The 17,038-nt window shown below is 70.6% G+C and carries 12 protein-coding genes; 4 read left to right on the top strand and 8 right to left on the bottom strand.

Annotation, left to right across the window (positions count from 1 at the left end):
* The 5 genes from ACWCQ6_RS31685 to ACWCQ6_RS31705 all read right to left on the bottom strand — a co-directional run.
* A partial coding sequence (locus ACWCQ6_RS31685; RefSeq protein ID WP_451095091.1) for an amino acid adenylation domain-containing protein occupies positions 1–3,127 on the bottom strand: 3,127 nt, incomplete at its 3' end.
* 112 nt (positions 3,128–3,239) lie between these two features.
* Positions 3,240–4,508, bottom strand: coding sequence for a glutamate synthase-related protein (locus ACWCQ6_RS31690; protein WP_451095093.1), 1,269 nt, complete (start codon positions 4,506–4,508; stop codon positions 3,240–3,242).
* Positions 4,505–5,521 (bottom strand): asparagine synthetase A, encoded by a 1,017-nt coding sequence (locus tag ACWCQ6_RS31695; protein ID WP_451095095.1) that lies wholly within the window; start codon positions 5,519–5,521, stop codon positions 4,505–4,507. Before ACWCQ6_RS31695 ends, ACWCQ6_RS31690 begins: the two co-directional genes overlap by 4 nt.
* The gene (locus ACWCQ6_RS31700) at positions 5,518–6,924 is read right to left on the bottom strand and encodes a methylaspartate mutase (protein ID WP_451095097.1); all 1,407 of its coding nucleotides are present in this window, start codon (positions 6,922–6,924) and stop codon (positions 5,518–5,520) included. The genes ACWCQ6_RS31695 and ACWCQ6_RS31700 overlap by 4 nt, the downstream gene beginning before the upstream one ends.
* Positions 6,921–7,373: a cobalamin B12-binding domain-containing protein gene (locus tag ACWCQ6_RS31705; protein ID WP_266735462.1), complete on the bottom strand. Its 453-nt coding sequence runs from the start codon at positions 7,371–7,373 to the stop codon at positions 6,921–6,923. The genes ACWCQ6_RS31700 and ACWCQ6_RS31705 overlap by 4 nt, the downstream gene beginning before the upstream one ends.
* Positions 7,374–7,834: 461 nt before the next feature.
* On the opposite strand from ACWCQ6_RS31705, the gene ACWCQ6_RS31710 reads away from it, so the two are divergent.
* The gene (locus ACWCQ6_RS31710; protein WP_451095099.1) at positions 7,835–8,116 is read left to right on the top strand and encodes a hypothetical protein; all 282 of its coding nucleotides are present in this window, start codon (positions 7,835–7,837) and stop codon (positions 8,114–8,116) included.
* Positions 8,117–8,258: 142 nt separating this feature from the next.
* Positions 8,259–8,471, top strand: a complete 213-nt coding sequence (locus ACWCQ6_RS31715) for an MbtH family protein (protein WP_451095101.1) — start codon at positions 8,259–8,261, stop codon at positions 8,469–8,471.
* 281 nt (positions 8,472–8,752) lie between these two features.
* Here the strand turns inward: ACWCQ6_RS31715 and ACWCQ6_RS31720 are convergent, their stop codons facing one another.
* Both ACWCQ6_RS31720 and ACWCQ6_RS31725 read right to left on the bottom strand, forming a co-directional pair.
* Positions 8,753–9,679 (bottom strand): ornithine carbamoyltransferase, encoded by a 927-nt coding sequence (locus tag ACWCQ6_RS31720; RefSeq protein ID WP_451095103.1) that lies wholly within the window; start codon positions 9,677–9,679, stop codon positions 8,753–8,755.
* 163 nt (positions 9,680–9,842) lie between these two features.
* Positions 9,843–11,204, bottom strand: a complete 1,362-nt coding sequence (locus tag ACWCQ6_RS31725; protein ID WP_451095105.1) for a helix-turn-helix domain-containing protein — start codon at positions 11,202–11,204, stop codon at positions 9,843–9,845.
* 422 nt (positions 11,205–11,626) lie between these two features.
* On the opposite strand from ACWCQ6_RS31725, the gene ACWCQ6_RS31730 reads away from it, so the two are divergent.
* A complete protein-coding gene (locus ACWCQ6_RS31730) occupies positions 11,627–14,497 on the top strand; it encodes a BTAD domain-containing putative transcriptional regulator (RefSeq protein ID WP_451095107.1) in 2,871 nt (956 codons plus the stop codon).
* Positions 14,498–14,715: 218 nt separating this feature from the next.
* Here the strand turns inward: ACWCQ6_RS31730 and ACWCQ6_RS31735 are convergent, their stop codons facing one another.
* Positions 14,716–15,279, bottom strand: coding sequence for a transposase (locus ACWCQ6_RS31735; protein ID WP_451095109.1), 564 nt, complete (start codon positions 15,277–15,279; stop codon positions 14,716–14,718).
* Between ACWCQ6_RS31735 and ACWCQ6_RS31740 the strand changes: the two genes are divergently transcribed.
* Positions 15,185–16,189 carry an AraC-like ligand-binding domain-containing protein gene (locus tag ACWCQ6_RS31740; protein WP_451095111.1) on the top strand — a complete coding sequence of 335 codons (1,005 nt, stop codon included), beginning with the start codon at positions 15,185–15,187 and terminating at the stop codon, positions 16,187–16,189. The two genes, ACWCQ6_RS31735 and ACWCQ6_RS31740, sit on opposite strands and share 95 nt — an antisense overlap.
* Positions 16,190–17,038: the final 849 nt, after the last annotated feature.

A 17,038-nucleotide genomic window follows, 5' to 3' on the forward strand; every position in this document is an offset into this window, starting at 1 on the left:
ACTCCACCGAACGCGCGTCATACAGATCCGTCGCGTACTCGATCGTGATGTCCAGACCACCCGGCCGACCATCCACCGAACGACACTCGGCGAAGGAGAACGTCAGATCGAACTTGGCGAACCTCAGCCAGGTGAACTCCGATTCGGCGTCCAGGTCCTCGGCGACGAGTGTCGGCGTGGCCGCGTCCGTCAGGGTCAGCATCACCTGGAACAGCGGGTGCCGGGCGGCGGACCGGTCCGGGTTGAGGGCTTCGACCAGGCGGTCGAAGGGCAGGTCCTGGTGGCTCCAGGCGGCCAGGTCGGTCTCCCGGACCCGGTTCAGCAGCTCACGGAAGCTCGGATCACCGCTGGTGTCGGTACGCAGGACGAGCGTGTTGACGAAGAAGCCGACGAGGTCGTCGAGCGCCTGATCCGTACGGCCGGCGATCGGCGAGCCGAGCGGGATGTCGTGGCCCGCACCGGAACGGGACAGCAGCGTCGACACCGCCGCCTGGGCCACCATGAACACCGAGGCACCCGACTCGCGCGCCAGCTCCGCGAGCGAGGAGTGCACGTCCTCGGAGAGGTGCACGGTGTGGGTGGCTCCCCGGTAGGAGGCGACGGCCGGCCGCTGACGGTCGGCCGGCAGGGTGACCTCCTCGGGAAGGCCGGCCAACGCGCTGCGCCAGTAGTCGAGTTGGCGGGAGGCCACACTCTCCTGGTCCGTCGGGTCACCGAGCACGTCGCGGTGCCAGAGTGCGTAGTCCGCGTACTGGGCGGGCAGCGGCTCCCAGGCGGGGCGTTCACCGCGCGAGCGGGTCGCGTAGGCGGTGCTCAGATCGCGCATGAGCGGCTGGTAGGACCAGCCGTCGGAGACGATGTGGTGCATGACCACCAGGAGCACGTGGTCCTGCTCGCCCAGGCTGAACAGCCTTCCCCGGAAAGGAAGATCGGCAGACAGGTCGAAGAAGCGCTCGGACTCCTCGGTGAGCAGTGCGGCGACGCCGTCCTCGGTCGCCGGGGTGACCGGCAGCTCCACCCGGACGCTGTCGGCGGGCAGGATCCGCTGGTAGGTCTGCCCCTCGGCCTGACCGAACACGGTGCGCAGGCTCTCGTGCCGCCCCGCGACATCGGTGAACGCGGACTCCAGGGCGGCGACATCGAGCTTGCCCCGCACCCGGACGGCGAGCGGGATGTTGTACGTCGCCGACGGTCCCTCCAACTGGTCGAGGAACCACAGGCGTTGCTGGGCCGCCGAGAGCGGCAGCCGCTCCGGGCGCTCCTGGGCGGTCAGCGCCGGGCGGGCGGAGTCGCCACCGCCGGTGGCAACGTACTCGGCGAGCAGCGCGACGGTCGGGTACTCGAAGAACTGTCGCAGCGTCAGCTGGACGTCGAGGACGGTGCGCACCCGGCTGACCAGCCGGGTCGCCAGCAGCGAGTGGCCGCCGGAGGTGAAGAAGTCGTCGTCGATTCCGATCGAAGGCAGGCCGAGGGAGTGGGCGAACAGGCCGCAGAGGACTTCCTCGACGGGGTTGCGCGGGGCCCGGCCGCCCGGTGCGACGCCTACCCGGGGGGCGGGCAGTGCGCGCCGGTCCAGCTTGCCGTTCGGGGTCAGCGGCAGGGTCCCCATCGGGACGACCGCCGAGGGCACCATGTACTCGACGAGCTCCGCAGCCGCGTACCGCAGGAGTCCGGCCCCGTCCAGGACGCCTTCCTCGGCAGGTACGACGTAGGCGACCAGGCGCTTGTCGCCGGGCCGGTCCTCGCGGACGATGACGGCGGCCTGGGCTACGGAGGGGTGGCGGACCAGCACGGTCTCGATCTCGCCGAGCTCGATGCGGTTGCCGCGCAGTTTGACCTGCTGGTCCGCGCGGCCCAGGAACACGATCTCGCCGTGCTCGTTCCAGGCGGCCAGGTCGCCGGTGCGGTACATGCGGCTGCCGGCCGGTCCGTACGGGTCGGCGGTGAAACGCTCGGCGGTCAGGGCGGGCAGCCGGCCGTAGCCCTGGGCGAGGTGCGGTCCCGCGACGTAGAGTTCGCCGGTTTCACCCGGGCCGGTGTGGCGCAGCTCGGCGTCCAGGACGTACATGGCGGTGTTCGCCATCGGAATGCCCAGGTGCAGCCGGTCGAGAGTGCGCACCTCGGGGGTGAAGGCCTGGTAGCTGCAGAAGACGGTCGCCTCGGTGGGACCGTAGACGTGCACGAATGTGGTGTCCGGGCAGTGGTCGAGGGCCCGTTGGAGGGCAGTGGCGGACAGCACGTCGCCGCCGGTCCAGATCTCGCGCAGCTGCCCCAGGGCGTCGATCGCCTCGCTGGCCATGGCGTCGAAGAGGGCGGTCGTGAAGTAGGCGGCGGTCGCCCCGTAGCGGGTGATGGCGTCGGCCAGCTCGCCGATGTCGATCTTCGGGGCGGGCAGTACGACGGCCAGTCCGCCACGCAGCAGCGGAACCCACAGCTCGTAGGTGGAGGAGTCGAAGGGCAGCGGCGAGTAGGCGAGTACCCGCTCGTGGGCCTCGGCGCCGAAGCCCGGGTCCAGGGCCAGTTCGACCACGTTGCGGTGGGTGTTGACGACGCCCTTGGGGGTGCCGCTGGAGCCGGAGGTGAACATCATGTAGAGCGGATGGTCCGGGTGGACCGTGACATCGGGTGCGGTGGCGGCCGAGTCGGCCGTGGCGCTCGTGTCGTCGAGCCGCAGGGCGGGCAGGGCTCCCGCGAAGCCGGTATCCCCGGCCGGGCGGTCGGTCACCAGGAGGGTGGCCCCGGTGCTGGAGAGGATCCAGCCGAGGCGCTCCTCGGGCTGGCGGGGATCGAGGGGGACGTACACCCCACCGCTCTTCATCACGGCGAGGACGGTGATGACGTAGGCGAAGGAGCGGTCGAAGAGAAGGCCGACCGCGTCGCCGGGCCGTACGCCCCCGGCGACGAGCCGGTGTGCGAGGGCGTTGGCCGCGCCGTCCAGCTCCCGGTAGGTGAGACGGCGGTCCTCGCGGACGAGGGCGACGGCCTCCGGGGTGCGAGCGGCCTGCGCCGCGAAGAGAGCGTGCAGCGCGCCCGCGGGCAGGTCCTCGGCCGTGTCGTTGTACGTGGCGACGTGCGCGGGAACGCCGATGCCGGGAAAGAGAGCTGGATCGGTTTGCGGCTGGAACATCTCGACACCTTCTCGGTAGCTCGGATCTCGTGGTCTCGCGGCGTGCCGGGAGACCGACGGAGCCACGGTGGATGACGTGCAGTTGGTGCGAAGCGGGTGGTGGAGCGGGGGATCAGCCGGTACGGGAGCCCGTCGCGGCGTCGGCCGGCAGCAGGATGTCGTCCGCTTCCAGGGCGTTCACGTGGTACTTGCCGACGGAGCTGATCAGCAGCCGGAGTTCGAGGGCGACGGACTCGACCAGCCGGACCAGGCCGGCCTCGGCGTCCTCGTCCACCGCGAGCAGTGCGGCCCGGCCGAGGCCGACGGCGCGGGCTCCGAGCGCCAGCGCCTTGACGGCCCTGCTGCCTTCCCAGATCCGCCCGCTGGCGAGCAGGCAGTGGTCGGTGCGGCCGATGCGGGTGAGGCACTCGCCGAGCGGGAGCCCGACCTGGCCGAGGAATGCGGTCGGCGCCCAGGCGGTGCCGCCCTCCGCGCCGTCCACGGTGACGGAGTCCGCGCCGGCCGCCCAGGCGGTGGCCGCGGCGAGGGCGATGTCGCGCCCGGGGTGCAGCTTCACCCACACCTTCACGCGGGGGAAGTTGTTCCGCATCAGCCGGATCTGCTGGCGCAGGATCTCCTCGGTGAAGGTGCCGGGGCTGCTGATCCGCAGCACCGAGTCGGTGCCGGCACCGAACACCTCGTCCATGGCGTACTGTCCGGCGACCCGGTCGCCGGCCTCGCGGCCCAGGACGGTGAGTCCGCCGAGCCCCGGCTTGGCGCCCTGGCCGACCTTCAGCTCGAAGGCGAGCCGGCCGGTGGCCAGCAGCGGTTCGGACACCGGGTCGCTGTAGACCAGGTTCCACACCTCGGCGTCCGCGTCCTCGGTGGACTGCTGCACCACCACACCGCCGTACTCGTCGTCGGCGGCAGCCGTGTAGGCGGCGATCCGGCCGAGCAGCGGGGAGGCAGCGGCGTCGGCGGCGGCGCGGTAGCCGTTGACCGGCACCACGTTCTCCCCGATGACCATCGGGATGCCGAGCCGCCCGGCCTGGCGTCCGGCTGCCTCGCCCAGGTCGTGGCTGGCGACCTGGGTGGAGCCGAACGCGGACACGTAGAGCGGCAGCCGGGAGGTGAACCCGCCGAGCGATGTGTCCAGTTCGACGTCCGTGTACAGCGGTTCACGGGCCAGGTCGATGAGCTTCTTCAGTCGCTCCGGCATGAACACCGGGGGTACGATCCTGGCGCGTTCCAGCAGGTCGTACGGGTCCTGGCCGGCCGGGACCGCGCCCAGCATGCTGCTGCCGTAGGACTCCAGCGCGGGGAAGACCCCGGCCGATCCGGCCCTGGCCCGGTGCCGCACCTGTTCCTCGGGGAAGCCCGAAGCGCTCAGTACCGTGCTCATGCCGACATCACTCCGGGGACCTTCGGGTAGGCGCTGGCCTCCCAGGCGGCGGTGCGACCGGTGACGTACCGGGTGAAGCGCTCCAGACCGATGCCGAAGCCGGAGCTGGCGGGGATGCCGCGGCGGGCCAGGTCGAGGTACCAGCCGTACTTCGCGGGGTTCTCGCCGGTCTCGCGCATCCGGGTGACGAGGGCCGCGTAGTCGTGCTCGCGCTCGCTGCCGCTGGCCAGTTCGCCGTAGCCCTCGGGGGCGATCAGGTCGAAGTTGCGCAGGACGCCGGGGCGGTCGGTGTCCTCCTGGTCGTAGAAGCCCCGCGAGCCCTTGGGGTAGTCGACGACGAAGAACGGGCGGCTGGTCTTCGCGGAGAGGATTTCCTCGCCCTCCCAGTCGATCTCGGCGCCCGGGTCCTGCGGGTGGCCGAGCGCCACCAGGTCCGCGGTGGCCTGCTTGTGCGTGGTGCGGTCGAACGCCCCCTGGACCACCTCCCGGAAGGCGTCCCGGTCCCGGCCGAGGAGCTCCAGGTCCCCCGGCATCTCGCGGACGACCTCGCCGACGACATGGGCGACGAGCCGCTCGGCGAGCTCCATCGCGTCCTCGCGGCGGGCGTCGCGGATCTCCACGTCGATCTGGTGGAACTCGGCGAGATGGCGGTGCGTGACGGCCGTCTCCAGCGGTTCCAGGCGGACGTTGGGCGCGATGTAGAAGATCTTGTCGAAGGCCAGCAGCGATGCCTGCTTGTAGAGGATCGCGCTGGTCATCAGCTTGTACTTGTGGCCGTAGAAGTCGACGTCCACCTGCTTGGAGCCCCGGATTCCCGGGTCGGTGACCGGTCCGATGACCGGCGGCAGCAGCTCCTGGAACCCCTGCGCGGTGAGGAAGGCGCGGGTCGCCGCGAGCATGCGGCTCTGCACCCGCAGCGTGGCACGGGTCGGCTCGGCGATCAGGTGCTGGTCGGGAGAGGCCGGGAAAGAGGGCGCGACGCTGCCGTGGAACTCGGCGATCGTGCTGGTCATGGTGCTACCTCCTGGGTGTGCTGCCGATGGGCTGCCGGGCGACGGGCCGCCGTGGGGAGCGAAGGGCGGGAAGCGGGCGGGGGGAGGGTGCGGTCGTGCCGGCGCTGTACGAACGACAGGGCGTCGAACAGCCCGGCGGCGGTGAGCCGCCGGCCGCGCTCGCGGACGGGCCCGAGGGGCATGGCCCCGATCTCGGACCACGTGAGGCGGCCGGATCCGTCGATATGGCTCCGGGTGCGGCCCGCGTTGTCGGGGTGCAGGCAGTAGGGGATGTCGAGGTATCCGCGGGCGAAGGCCTTCAGCAGGGCCTGGCCCAGGTCGTCGTCCAGGTTCAGCACGGCGTCCACCAGGGCACGGGCCTCTGCGTAGACGGCGTTGTCCGCGGGGTCGGTGTGCGGGACAGGAGCGTTCCCGGGGCGGGCGCCGGTCGCCGTGCGGTGCCGGGCGGCGGCCCGCGCAGCAACCCGCAGGGCCTCGACGTTCTCCGCCACGGTCGGGATGCGGTGCGCCTCGGCCGCGGTCTTCACGATCAGCCGGGCCGCCCCGGTCTCCACGGCCAGTTCGGCCGACCGTTCCAGGAGTTCCAGGGAACCGTGCCGGGTCTGCGGGTAGAGGCCCATGTAGGTGTAGAGGACGATGTGCCAGTCGGTGTCCGGCAGGAACTCGCCGGCCAGCCGGCGCAGTGCGTGCATCGCGTCGCGGTCCTGGTCCGCGTTGGTCTGCTGGGCGTAGCTGAGCGAGATGCTGCGCAGCCCCGCCCGGTGGAAGAAGAGCGCCTCCAGCGCGCTGATGGCGACGAGCAGCCCGGGCGGGCAGAGCTGGCCGAGCATGCAGCCGCCGAAGGTCTCCAGGTGCGGTTCCGCGCCGGTGCCGCGCAGTCCGGCCAGGAAGTCGCAGGCTTCCTGCCAGTTGCGTACGGAGTCCAGGAGCGGGGTGCGTCCGTAGGGCAGGCAGTAGGAGACCGGGCCGCCCTCCGTCGCGTCCAGGCCGAGCCGGGCCAGCGCGGTGACGATGCGCTGGGGGCGGGCCGAGCCGTGCCGGATCTGCACCGGGAAGCCCGCGTCCCGGACGCCGTCGAGGACCCAGCGCGAGGTGTGCGGGCTGTAGGAGGTGATCGGGAATCCGTTGAGCGGGACCCCGCCGTCCAGGGCGCGGGCCGCGGACGCCTCGTCGTTGACCCGCGTGTAGCTGTCGATCGTCATGGTGCCGACGACCGCGTCCGCCGCTCCCTTGGTGGCCAGCAGGCCGGCTCTCATCAGTGCGGGGTCGGAGAAGCCCATGCGGGGCTGGACCACGAGTGAGCCACGGGCCTGCGCCCCGGCGACGAAGCGGCCGAAGGAGAGCGGTCGCCGGTGCACCGTGGTGCGGCTCCCGGGAGCCGCCTCCTGCACCGGCGCGGTCAACGTTCCACCTCCTTGGGAAGCGAGTCGACGTAGGACTCGAAGGCGGCGATGTCGACACCGTCCTGGAAGACCGCGTCGAACCCGGCCCTCATGAGGGCGTCGGCCTCTTCCTCCCCGTCTCCGGACACGCCGAGCTTGCCGCCGATGACCGCGGGCAGGCCGGTCAGCTCCCAGCGCGACCGGATGGCTCCGATCAGCGGCTCGGCGTCGTTGAAGCCGTGCCCGTTGACGCTGCTGACGACCAGGAGGTCGGGCTGGAACTTGCAGCAGGACTCGACGATCTCGTCCTCGGGCACGCAGGAACCCAGATTGACGACCTTGTGCCCGAGGTCTTCGAGCAGCAGTTGGATGTAGATGAGATTCCAGGTGTGAGCATCGGATTGCAGTCCGGTGACAACAACATCCAGCGGCCCGGATCGATGACGAGCCGCCCATTCCGCAGGCTTCATTGTTCGCTTCGTCCACATCATTGGATGACAAGGGGAGAAAGAGATCCAGGCTTGCCCGGAACTCCCTTTCGGCCACAACCGTAGATTCGCTCCGGCGGCGCTTCCGGCGTGAGCGGCGGCAACTGGGCGGCAGCAGAGGAGCAGTTGACCGCGAGCCCGGTGCCGGGCGACCGGCGGGGCGTGAGACTGAGGGCTGTCCCGCAATTCCCGGCGGATCAGCGCGCGACGTCAGATGCGGTGCATCGCAAGGCAGAGGGACGTCCGCATTATGGATGTATGCGGACGTTCCGACAACGCCGCGAGGAGTGGGGGCTCCCCTGCTCGAGCGCTGCCGAGAGCTTGGGAAGCAGCTGACGTCGCGCGCCCGCCGGGGATTGCGGGACAGCCCTTAGGCACCGCACCCGCAGAATTCAGCGTCCGGCCCCGTGCAATCCGCCGGCGAAAGACCGAGGAGTCATGACATGGCAGAGACCGGCCACAGCGTCCGTGCGGCGGACGTGCTCGCGGACGTCCTGGCGGAGGTACGGGAACGGGTCGACCGGCGGGAGGCGCTGGGCGAGGCCCAGGTCGCCGTGCTCGAAGCCGCGGTGAACATCGTCCGCGCAGGCCAGCCCGGGATCGAGGTGATGCCGGTGGAGCGTTCGGAGCTGGTGCGCGAGGCGCTCGGGGCTGTGCGCGCGGCCACCGTGGCGACCGGGGTCGCCCTCACCTACGCGCATCGGACGGCCCGCGTCCTCACCTGATCCCGCGGTCCGTGGTGCCGCCGATCTGCCTGGACTTCTGCCCGGCGAACCGGTCTGCGGCTTCTAGCATTTGATGCAGCCGAAACACTCAGACACACCTGACGGCATTCACGTACAACATCGTCCAACCGAGGTGGAAATCATGGCAACCAACCCGTTCGAGGACGCCCAGGGCCGCTATGTAGTGCTGGCCAACGAAGAGGGTCAGTATTCGTTGTGGCCGGCCCGGATCCAGCAGCCGGCGGGCTGGGAACTGGTGAAGGACGAGGGCAGCAAGCAGGAGTGCGGGGAATTCATCGAGGCGAACTGGACCGATATGCGGCCGCGTTCGGTGGTTGCGGCAATGGGTGGCTGACCCCATCGGTCGTCCCGGTCCCGGAGGGCGGGTGCGAGGCGCGGCACATGCGCCCCGTACCCGCCCTTTTCCGTGGCCGCCTCTTCCGTACGGTGTACGGAACGGGATCCCTTACGCGGAACACGCGGAAGGCTCCCGGCGGACACGGGTGGTCTAGGTCGTGAACCCATGTCCGCCAGGAGCCGGTGGTGCAGGTGATCAGGTGGTGCCGGTGGCCGTGGTGCGGCCGCGGTCAGTCCGCGAGCCGGACCCGCCGCAGAAGCCACCACACGTCTTCACTGTCAGTCCTGGAAGCCCCGTACGCACCACTCCAGGACCGCCGCGGCGGCGGTCATCTTGTGGTGGGCCTGCCGCCAGGCCCGGCTCGACGGGCCGTCGAGCACCTCGTCGGTGACCTCCTCGCCGCGGACCGCGGGCAGGTCGTGCAGGAAGACGGTGCGCGGGCCGGAGAAGCGGTCAAGGAAGGCGCGATTGATCTGGAAGCCGTCGAAGTCCCCCAGCCAGTCGGGGTTCTCCTTCGTCACCCCCATGGTCTGCCACCGGCTGGTGTACACCGCGTCGACCGGCCCCTCCACCTCGTCGGGCGTCACGACCTGGTTCACCAGGGCCTTGCCGCCGCTGAGCTCGGCCGCCAGGTCCAGGGTCTCCTTGGGCACCTCGTATCCCGCCGGGCACAGCAGGGTGAGGCGCAGGCCGGGGGTGAGGGCCGCGGCGAGCGCGAGTGCCGCGCCCGAGCTGTTGCCCTCGCCGACGGCGAGCAGATGCAGACCGTCGAGCGAGCCGAACTCCTCGGCCAGGGTGGCGAGATCGGCGATGGCCTGGGTCGGGTGCTCGTCCAGGCTCAGGGCGTTGACGACGGCCAGGTCCTCGCTGCTGCCGAGCCGGCGGATCTCCTCCACGTCCCCGTTGGTGCGTACGACGAGGGCGTCCAGGTACTGCCCGAGTACCCGGGCGGTGTCCTCCACCGTCTCACCGGTGGTGAGCTGCAGCTCGTTCGGACCGAAGGTGATCACATCGGCGCCGAGGCGGGTGGCCGCGCTCCAGAATGATGTCCGGGTCCGCGTCGAGGACTTGCGGAAGTAGAGGCCTACCTGGCGCCCGGCCAGCGGCTTCGGCACGATGCCGTCGCGGCCGAACGCGACGGCACGCCGGACGAGGTGGTCCAGCTCGGCGGGCGTGAGGTCGGCGAGGGAGATCAGGTTGCGCATGGGTGGGGTGCCTTTCACGAGAACGGGAACAGGGTCGGGCAGCGGAGTGGGGAACGAGAGGCCCCGGGTGACGCGGCAGCAGGAGGGACACGGAGGGAAGAAGCGGAGAATCCCCGGCCCCGGAGGGGCGGGAGTCGGCCCGCGCCTCCCGGCGGGGCGGCCGTCATTCGGCCAGGGCTGCGGCGAGAGCGGCGGGCGCCGTCTCCTGCTCCGCTTCGAGCACCGCGCGGACCAGATTGAGGACGGTGAATCCCACCGGGCCGCCCGCTGTCGTGGGGAGCCGGCGGACCAGGCCGCGGACCAGCAGGGCATGCACATCACGGGCGGTCTCGGCCAGCGAGGTGCCGCAGGCCCGCGCGGCTCCGTCCACCGTCCACGGGTCCTCCAGCGTCGCCAGTATGCGGAGTAGACCGGCGGCCTGCGGGTCGAGCCCGGTCACGGCGGCGGTGAGCCGCTCGCCCAGGGTGGGGCCGGCGGCGGGATCGGCGGGCGTGACCCCGTCGAGCAGCACCAGCGGTGTGGTGCGAGCGATGTCCAGGAGCTGCTGCGGGGAGTACAGCAGTAGCCACGAGGCGGCGGCCTCCAGCGCCTGCGGCATGCCGTCCAGGGCCCGGCAGATGTGGGCCACGGTGGTGACGACGGAGTCGGTGGGGAGGAAGTCGGGCCGCATATAACTGACATGAGAGAGCGTCAGCTCTACTGCCTGCCGGTCCACGACGAGGGAGCCGCCCACCGGCTCGGCGGCGAGATCGGCGGCGGTCGGCACCGCGAGCGGAGCCAGTGGCAGCAGCCGGCCACCGGGCAGCTGGACCGGGCGGTCGGTGGTGGTGAGTATTTTCAGGCGCTCACAGGCGCGCAGCAGACTCAGCAGGCGAGGGGTGACAGATGGTGACGCATCGTGACCATCCAGCACGATCAAGGTCGCCCTGGACCCTATGAGCGCGGCGAGTTCCTCGAATTCCTCGCCGTCGCGGACGAGTGAGCGCACCCATCCGGTCACGGTCGCCTGCGGATTGTTGGGGTCCGCCGCGGCGGTCTCGGCGGTGTCGTCCAGGGAGACCCACAGCACCGGAACCCCGTCCCGGGCGTGAATCACCGAGGCGGCCTCCTGGGCGAGCCGGGACTTTCCCACTCCCGGCAGACCCACCAGGGTCAGCAGCCGCTCGTGGTCCGTACGCAACCGGGCCGTGAGCGCCTCCAGTTCGGGACGCCGCCCGATCAGCGGGCGCAGCGGAGGCGGTGGTGTGGCGAGGCCCGTTCCGTAGATGTCCTGGAAGACGCGCCCTGCGGCCTTTGCATCGACGGCGAGTTCCAGCTCGACGCGCCGCGCGTCGCTCAGCCTCATCGCGTTGGCGAGGAGCTTCAGTGTTTCCCTGCGCGGGTGCTGGACCCGCCCGAGTTCCAGGTCGCGAATGGCTCGTACGCTCACCGTGGAAAGTCCGGCGAGTTGTTCCTGAGTGAGTCCCGCCCGCCGGCGCGCATTCTGCAGCAGAACGTCGAGCCCGGGTGCGGGCTGGGAATTCATCATTGTCTCCTCGGTCTCCACATGCTCAGAAAACGCAATGACCGGTCACCCGGCCGCCCAGGGTGTCCGGAACGCGCGGCCGGTCCGGGATCTTTGCGGTCTCCGCTCACGCTCCGTACGCTCCGTGCTGTCCGTGGCAGCGAAGGCCTGCCGTCGATGAACAGACTCCATCGAGCCATTCCCGAACTCTTCCCGGTGCAGTACCGCCAGTTCCTCCCGCAGCGGATACGATCGCTTCGCGCTGGTGAAGCGCTGCGGCTGCGCAGAGTTGAGGGGGAGGATGCGTGTCAACTGCAGAAGAGTTTCGGCTGCGCTTCAATATTCTTGGCCCGATAGAGGGGTGGTCCAACGGAACGCGTCTCCGGCTGGGCGGCGTCATACAAGAGCGAGTTCTGGCCACTCTGCTTCTGGAGCCCGGAAAAGTGCTTCCGGTTTCCCGGCTGGTCGAGGCCGCCTGGGACGAGGAACCGCCGACCACCGCACCCCACCAAGTACGCAAGGCCGTCGCGGATCTCCGAAGACGGATACCCGGAGGTGCCGATGTCCTCGTCACCGACGGGCCGGGCTATCGCGTCGCCCTCGAACAATGCGAAATCGACGTGGCCGAATTTGGCCTACTGATACGTGAGGCAAAGCTCAAGGCGTCCGACGGCCGTACGGCCGAAGCCGCCGAGATATTGCGCGGCGCCCTCGCCCTCTGGCGGGGCCCTGTCCTGTCGGGCGGCGGCGGCCCGGTCATCGAGGCGGCTTCCACCTCCATCGAGGAGCGTCGGCTGACCGCGGCGGAGCAGCTCTTCGAACTCCAGCTCGCACTCGGCGACGCCGCCGAACTCATTGTGGAAATGCGGGAACTGGTCCAGCAGCACCCCCTGCGAGAGTCCCTGCGCGGCCAGTTGATGCTCGCTCTGTACCGGTCCGGGCGGCAGGCCGAGGCCCTGGACGAGTACGGCAGGGTACGCGAGCTCCTCGCCGAGGAACTGGGCATCGACCCCGGCCCCAACCTGACCAAGCTGTACGAGGGAATCCTGCGGGAGAGCCCCGACCTGGCCGGCCCCGAGCCGGCAGCCGCCGCCCCCGTCGTGGCCGTGGCACTGCCCGCCGAACCCCCCAGCACCCTGCCCTACGACCTCGCCGACTTCACCGGCCGGGACCGGGAGCTGGCCGAGATCCTGCAGGGCGCCAAGAGCGGTGGCGAGCAGGGCCCCCAGATCGTGGCCATCGACGGCATGGGCGGCTGCGGCAAGACCTCCCTCGCGGTGCGGGCGGCGCACCGGCTCGCCCCGGACTACCCGGACGGCCAGCTCCACATCGACCTGCGCGGTTACACCCCGGGCGACCAGCCGGTGACCGCCGGAATCGCGCTCGACACCCTGTTACGGGCCGTCGGTGTGCCGGGCAACCTCATCCCCGACGACGTGCCCGCCCGCACGGCCCTGTGGCGTGCCACCCTGGTCGGCAAGCGGCTGCTGATCCTCATCGACAACGCGGCCGACGCCGCCGCCATCCGTCCGCTGCTGCCCCTCTCCCCCGGCTGCCTCGTCATGGTCACCAGCCGGGCCCGCCTGGTCGATCTGGACGGCGCGCAGTGGATCTCCATCGGGGTGATGCCTCCCGAGGACAGCGCGATGCTGGTGGCCGAGACCCTCGGTGCCGAGCGCGTAGCCGCCGAGCCCGAGGCCGCCGTGGAGCTCGCCCGGCTCTGCGGCCATCTCCCCCTCGCCCTTCGGATCGCCACCGCCCGGCTGCGCAACCGCCCCCGCTGGACGCTCCAGTACCTGGCGGAACGGCTGCGCGACGAGACCCGGCGACTCGACGAGCTCAGCTCGGGCGCCCGCAGCGTCTCCGCCACCCTGCGCCTGTCCTACCAGGCCCTGGACGAGGAGTGCCGGAACGCGTTCTCGACGCTGGCCCTGCACCCGGGCAGCGACATGGACGTCCACGCGGCCGGTGCGCTGCTGGGCTCCTCCGCGCGGGACGCGGAGGATCTGCTGGAGATGCTGCTCGACGTCCATCTCGTGCAGCAGCCGGAGATCGGCCTCTACACCTTCCACGACCTGGTCCGCAGCTTCGCGCACAGCCTGCTCGTCGAGGCCCCCGAGGACTCCGCGGCGGTGGAGCGGCTGCTGGGCTACTACCTGACGGCCACCGAGGTGGCGTGCGACCTCCTCTACTCCGGACGGCGTCGACGCAGTACCGGCATCGAACCGTCCAAGGCCGAACTGCCCGACCTCGCCACCCCCGAGCAGGCACGGAAGTGGTTCCTGCGCGAACAGACCTCGCTCCTCGCGGCCGTCACGCTCGCCGAGCGCAGGGGGCACGACCGCTATGTGGTGTGCCTGGCCCGCAATCTCGTCTTCCAGCTCAACGACCTCGGGCTCCTGGAGGAGTTCGGCGAGCTGAGCCGGGTCGCGGTCGCCGCAGCGGGCCGGCTGGAGGATCTGGCGCTGCTGGGCGTGAGCCTGTCCAACCTGGGCGTCGCCTGCTGGAAACTCGGCCGTCTCGCCGAGGGCCTCGAAGCCGCCCGCAAGAGCCGGGACGTCGCGGTCCGGCTCGGCGACCTGCACACGCAGGCCCACAGCGAGAGCATCCTCGGCCAGTTCAACAGTCTGCTCGGCGACTTCTCCGCGGCCCTGGGCCACATGGAGACGGCGATCGCGCACGAACGCGACCTGGACATGCCCCGCGCCGAGGCCGAGAGCCTCACCATCCTCAGCACGCTCTACGAACAGTGGGGCCGGTACGAGGAGGCACGGGACGCGGCCCAGCGGTCAGCCGACCTGAGCCGGCAACTGGGGCAGCACGAGGGGCTGCCCGGCGCCATCACCGATCTCGCCTTCGCCCATGTCGGCCTGGGCGCGTACGAAGAGGCCGACCGCTGCCTGGCGGAGGCCCGGGCACTGTACGGAGACGCCGGCAACGAGGTGAACCTCGCCCTGACCCTGGCGCTGTCCGCCGATGTGGAGCACCGGCTCGGAAAGCCGCCCCGCGTACCGGACCAGGCGGAGCTCGCCCTCGACATGATGCGGACCAACTCCTCGCCGCTGCGCCGGGCCAAGGTGGAGAACGTGGTGGGCCGGCTGCGCCGTCGGCAGGGCGACGTGGCGGCGGCACTCGTACTCCACACCCATGCCCACGAACTCGCCTCGTCCCTCAGCTACCGCATCGAGCAGGCCTACGCGCTCGCGGGCATGGCCGACGCCCTCGGGGACACGCCGGACGCGACCCGTTACCGGGCGGAGGCCGAGCAGCTCTTCACCGACATGGGCGTGCCGGCGGATCACCGGCGCAACTGAAGGTCGCCCGCCCTCGCCGTATGCCGGAACAGCACGTGCGCACGGCGGCCGCCCGGCCGGTCCCGCCGCCCCGGGACGGACAGCGACGAGCCCGCACCGAGACTCCGGACGCTGTTGGTTGATTCCGCCCCGCTGGAGCTATCCGGCGGGGCGGAGCGCTGCGAAGGGTGAGGTGCGGAAGGGGATGCCGGTGGGCCAGGCGCCCAGGCGGGCGGAGTTCATCGCGGCCCCGGTGTAGAAGTGCCGCAACGCGGTCCTGGCAGTCCTCGGTAGCGGGAGCGGCGGGCCTCGCAACAGTGGACGGCCTGCGCGATCGTGCCCTCGGCTCCCGCCCGGTGCTGGTACTGCCGATTCCAGGCGTCCGTCTCCTGCCGGGCTTCGGCCAGCTGGAGAGCTTCGTGTTCGCGGCGGGAACGCAGGGTGATCGCGCGCCCTTTCGCGGTGGAGCGGGTGCACAGGGCTCGCTCTCCGATCCGGCGCGGGCGGTGCAAAACGCTGGTCCCTGCGTCCCGCCGGAGCCGACAGGAACGGGCCGACAGCCACTCGGACGCTCGCCTCCACTGTTCCAGCACCAGGGTGTACAGCTTCTTGGCCGGAGAGGTGACCAGAGTGACCGGGGAGCCGCTCGCCTGTCGGCATCGGACAGCTGAAGATTGGGGCCTGTCATGTTCAGGACCAGGGGGCGGGATGGCGGGCACGCAGGCGGCGAACATCTCAACCAACAGTGTCAGCGCGCGCGCCGGTTTCGAATGGTGGTCGTCGATGGTCACCGAAGCGGTCATGCCCGTGTCGATCACGTGCGACCGCATCGACTCCTTCGCAGGAGAAGCGACCTCGCTGCAGCTGCCCCAGACTCAGGTGTCAGCATTCCGCTTCTCCCCGATGTCAGCCCGCCGTACCCCGATCCACATCCGGCGGGCGGATCCCGAGTCCTACTTCCTCTTCCTGGTCCGCGGCGGCTCGGTCGCGCTGGAGCAACGGCGCAACAACGTCCTGCTCAAGGCCGGCGACATGGCCCTGTTCGACAGCTTCCGCCCTCTGGCCTGCGAGTTCAGGCACGGCAGCGAGTTCCCTCGGCTCACCATGATCCGACTGCCCAGATCGGCGGTAGCGCTCCCCCGCGACCGGACGGACGAACTCGTCGCCACCCTTCTCCCGGCCCGGACCGGGTCGGGAGCGCTCCTCACGTCTTATCTCGCCGGGCTGCGCGACCAGGCACCGCACTGCGACGAGGCGGAGCTGCTCCGCCTGGGGAGTGTGGGATTCGACCTGGCCACCGCGTTCTTGGCCACGCGGCTCGATGCCGCATCAGGGCTTCCCGCAGACACCCGCCGTCAAGTCCTGCTCGCCCGCATCCATGCCTTCATCGACCACAACCTCGGCAATCCCCAACTCACACCTGCACACATCGCAGCGCACCACTACATCTCCGTCCGCGCCCTGCACCAGCTGTTCCGTACGGAGGCGAGTACCGTCGCGGCCACAATCCGCCGGCGGCGCCTGGAGCGCTGCCAGGCCGACCTCGCCGACTTCCGGCATCGCAGCCAGTCGATCAGTGCGCTGGCAGCGCGGTGGGGCTTCCTGGTACCGGCCGAGTTCAGCAGAGCATTCCGGGCAGCCAATGGCATGACTCCCACCGAATTCCGCCGCGAGGCCACACGGCAAGCTCAGACTGCGCCAGGACACAAGTGACGCTGCACTGATTCCCAATTGCCCCCGCGTCTTCCGTGTCACGGTGAGATCGAACGATTCAGCCCGTGCCATGCGCATACCTGTTCTGTGCATGGCACGGTGCTCCCGCGCGAATTCCTGCTCCCTGGAGGGAAAATGAAACGCTACGTGGTACCAGCGGCTGGACTGCTGCTCGTCCTGGTCGGGGCCTCCACTGCCGTAGCCGCACCGTCGGGTCCCGCGCCTGTCGAGTCCGTCGGCTCGGCAACGACGGCGCAGCCGCGAGAGGTGCCTGACGGACCGGTGATGGTGACTCAGGGCACGAACGGGGCACCTTCGATACGGCATGCGAACTACTGCAACAACTTCGTCAACTACGGCACGTCGTGGAGAGCGGACTGCAACGTCGACTACGGAAGATCCGGATCGTGGACCCAGTGCTCGGACGGTACCGAAATCTGGGGTCCGTTGGTCGGCACGGGTTACTGGGTCTTCGGCGGTAACTGCTCCGGGCACGGCAGCGTGCGGGACTGGGGAGTTTACGACGGCTAAGGGCTGTCCCGCATGTGCGCTCCTCCCGTTCCTGCCCGTCACGGCTGCACCGTAGGAATCGAGGCAGGCCTGCGCAACTTCGGCGGACGCAGCGGACCCTGGTCCGTATCGGCGTGGCCGGAGATCTCGCGGCGTGTTTCGACCAGCCGGAGTCCTTCTTCACGGCCGGTCGAGGAAGTGCGCCGAGGGCCGGCCCCGACGAAGGCGCCGGCGACTGGAGTGCGGCGGTGGGCGCGCGCCCCGGTGGGCCGGGGCGCCCCCCCCGCCGGGCCGACGGCCGGGGCGGGCCGGGGGGGGGGGGGGGGGGGGCGCCCCCCC

Source organism: Streptomyces sp. NPDC001880 (genome assembly GCF_053594575.1).

Coding starts and splice junctions, on each gene's coding strand:
- ACWCQ6_RS31735 (WP_451095109.1), bottom strand. CDS start 15,279: ATGACCGCTTCGGTGACCATCGACGACCACCATTCGAAACCGGCGCGC.
- ACWCQ6_RS31720 (WP_451095103.1), bottom strand. CDS start 9,679: ATGCGCAACCTGATCTCCCTCGCCGACCTCACGCCCGCCGAGCTGGAC.
- ACWCQ6_RS31695 (WP_451095095.1), bottom strand. CDS start 5,521: ATGACCAGCACGATCGCCGAGTTCCACGGCAGCGTCGCGCCCTCTTTC.
- ACWCQ6_RS31740 (WP_451095111.1), top strand. CDS start 15,185: ATGGCGGGCACGCAGGCGGCGAACATCTCAACCAACAGTGTCAGCGCG.
- ACWCQ6_RS31710 (WP_451095099.1), top strand. CDS start 7,835: ATGGCAGAGACCGGCCACAGCGTCCGTGCGGCGGACGTGCTCGCGGAC.
- ACWCQ6_RS31705 (WP_266735462.1), bottom strand. CDS start 7,373: ATGAAGCCTGCGGAATGGGCGGCTCGTCATCGATCCGGGCCGCTGGAT.
- ACWCQ6_RS31725 (WP_451095105.1), bottom strand. CDS start 11,204: ATGAATTCCCAGCCCGCACCCGGGCTCGACGTTCTGCTGCAGAATGCG.
- ACWCQ6_RS31690 (WP_451095093.1), bottom strand. CDS start 4,508: ATGAGCACGGTACTGAGCGCTTCGGGCTTCCCCGAGGAACAGGTGCGG.
- ACWCQ6_RS31715 (WP_451095101.1), top strand. CDS start 8,259: ATGGCAACCAACCCGTTCGAGGACGCCCAGGGCCGCTATGTAGTGCTG.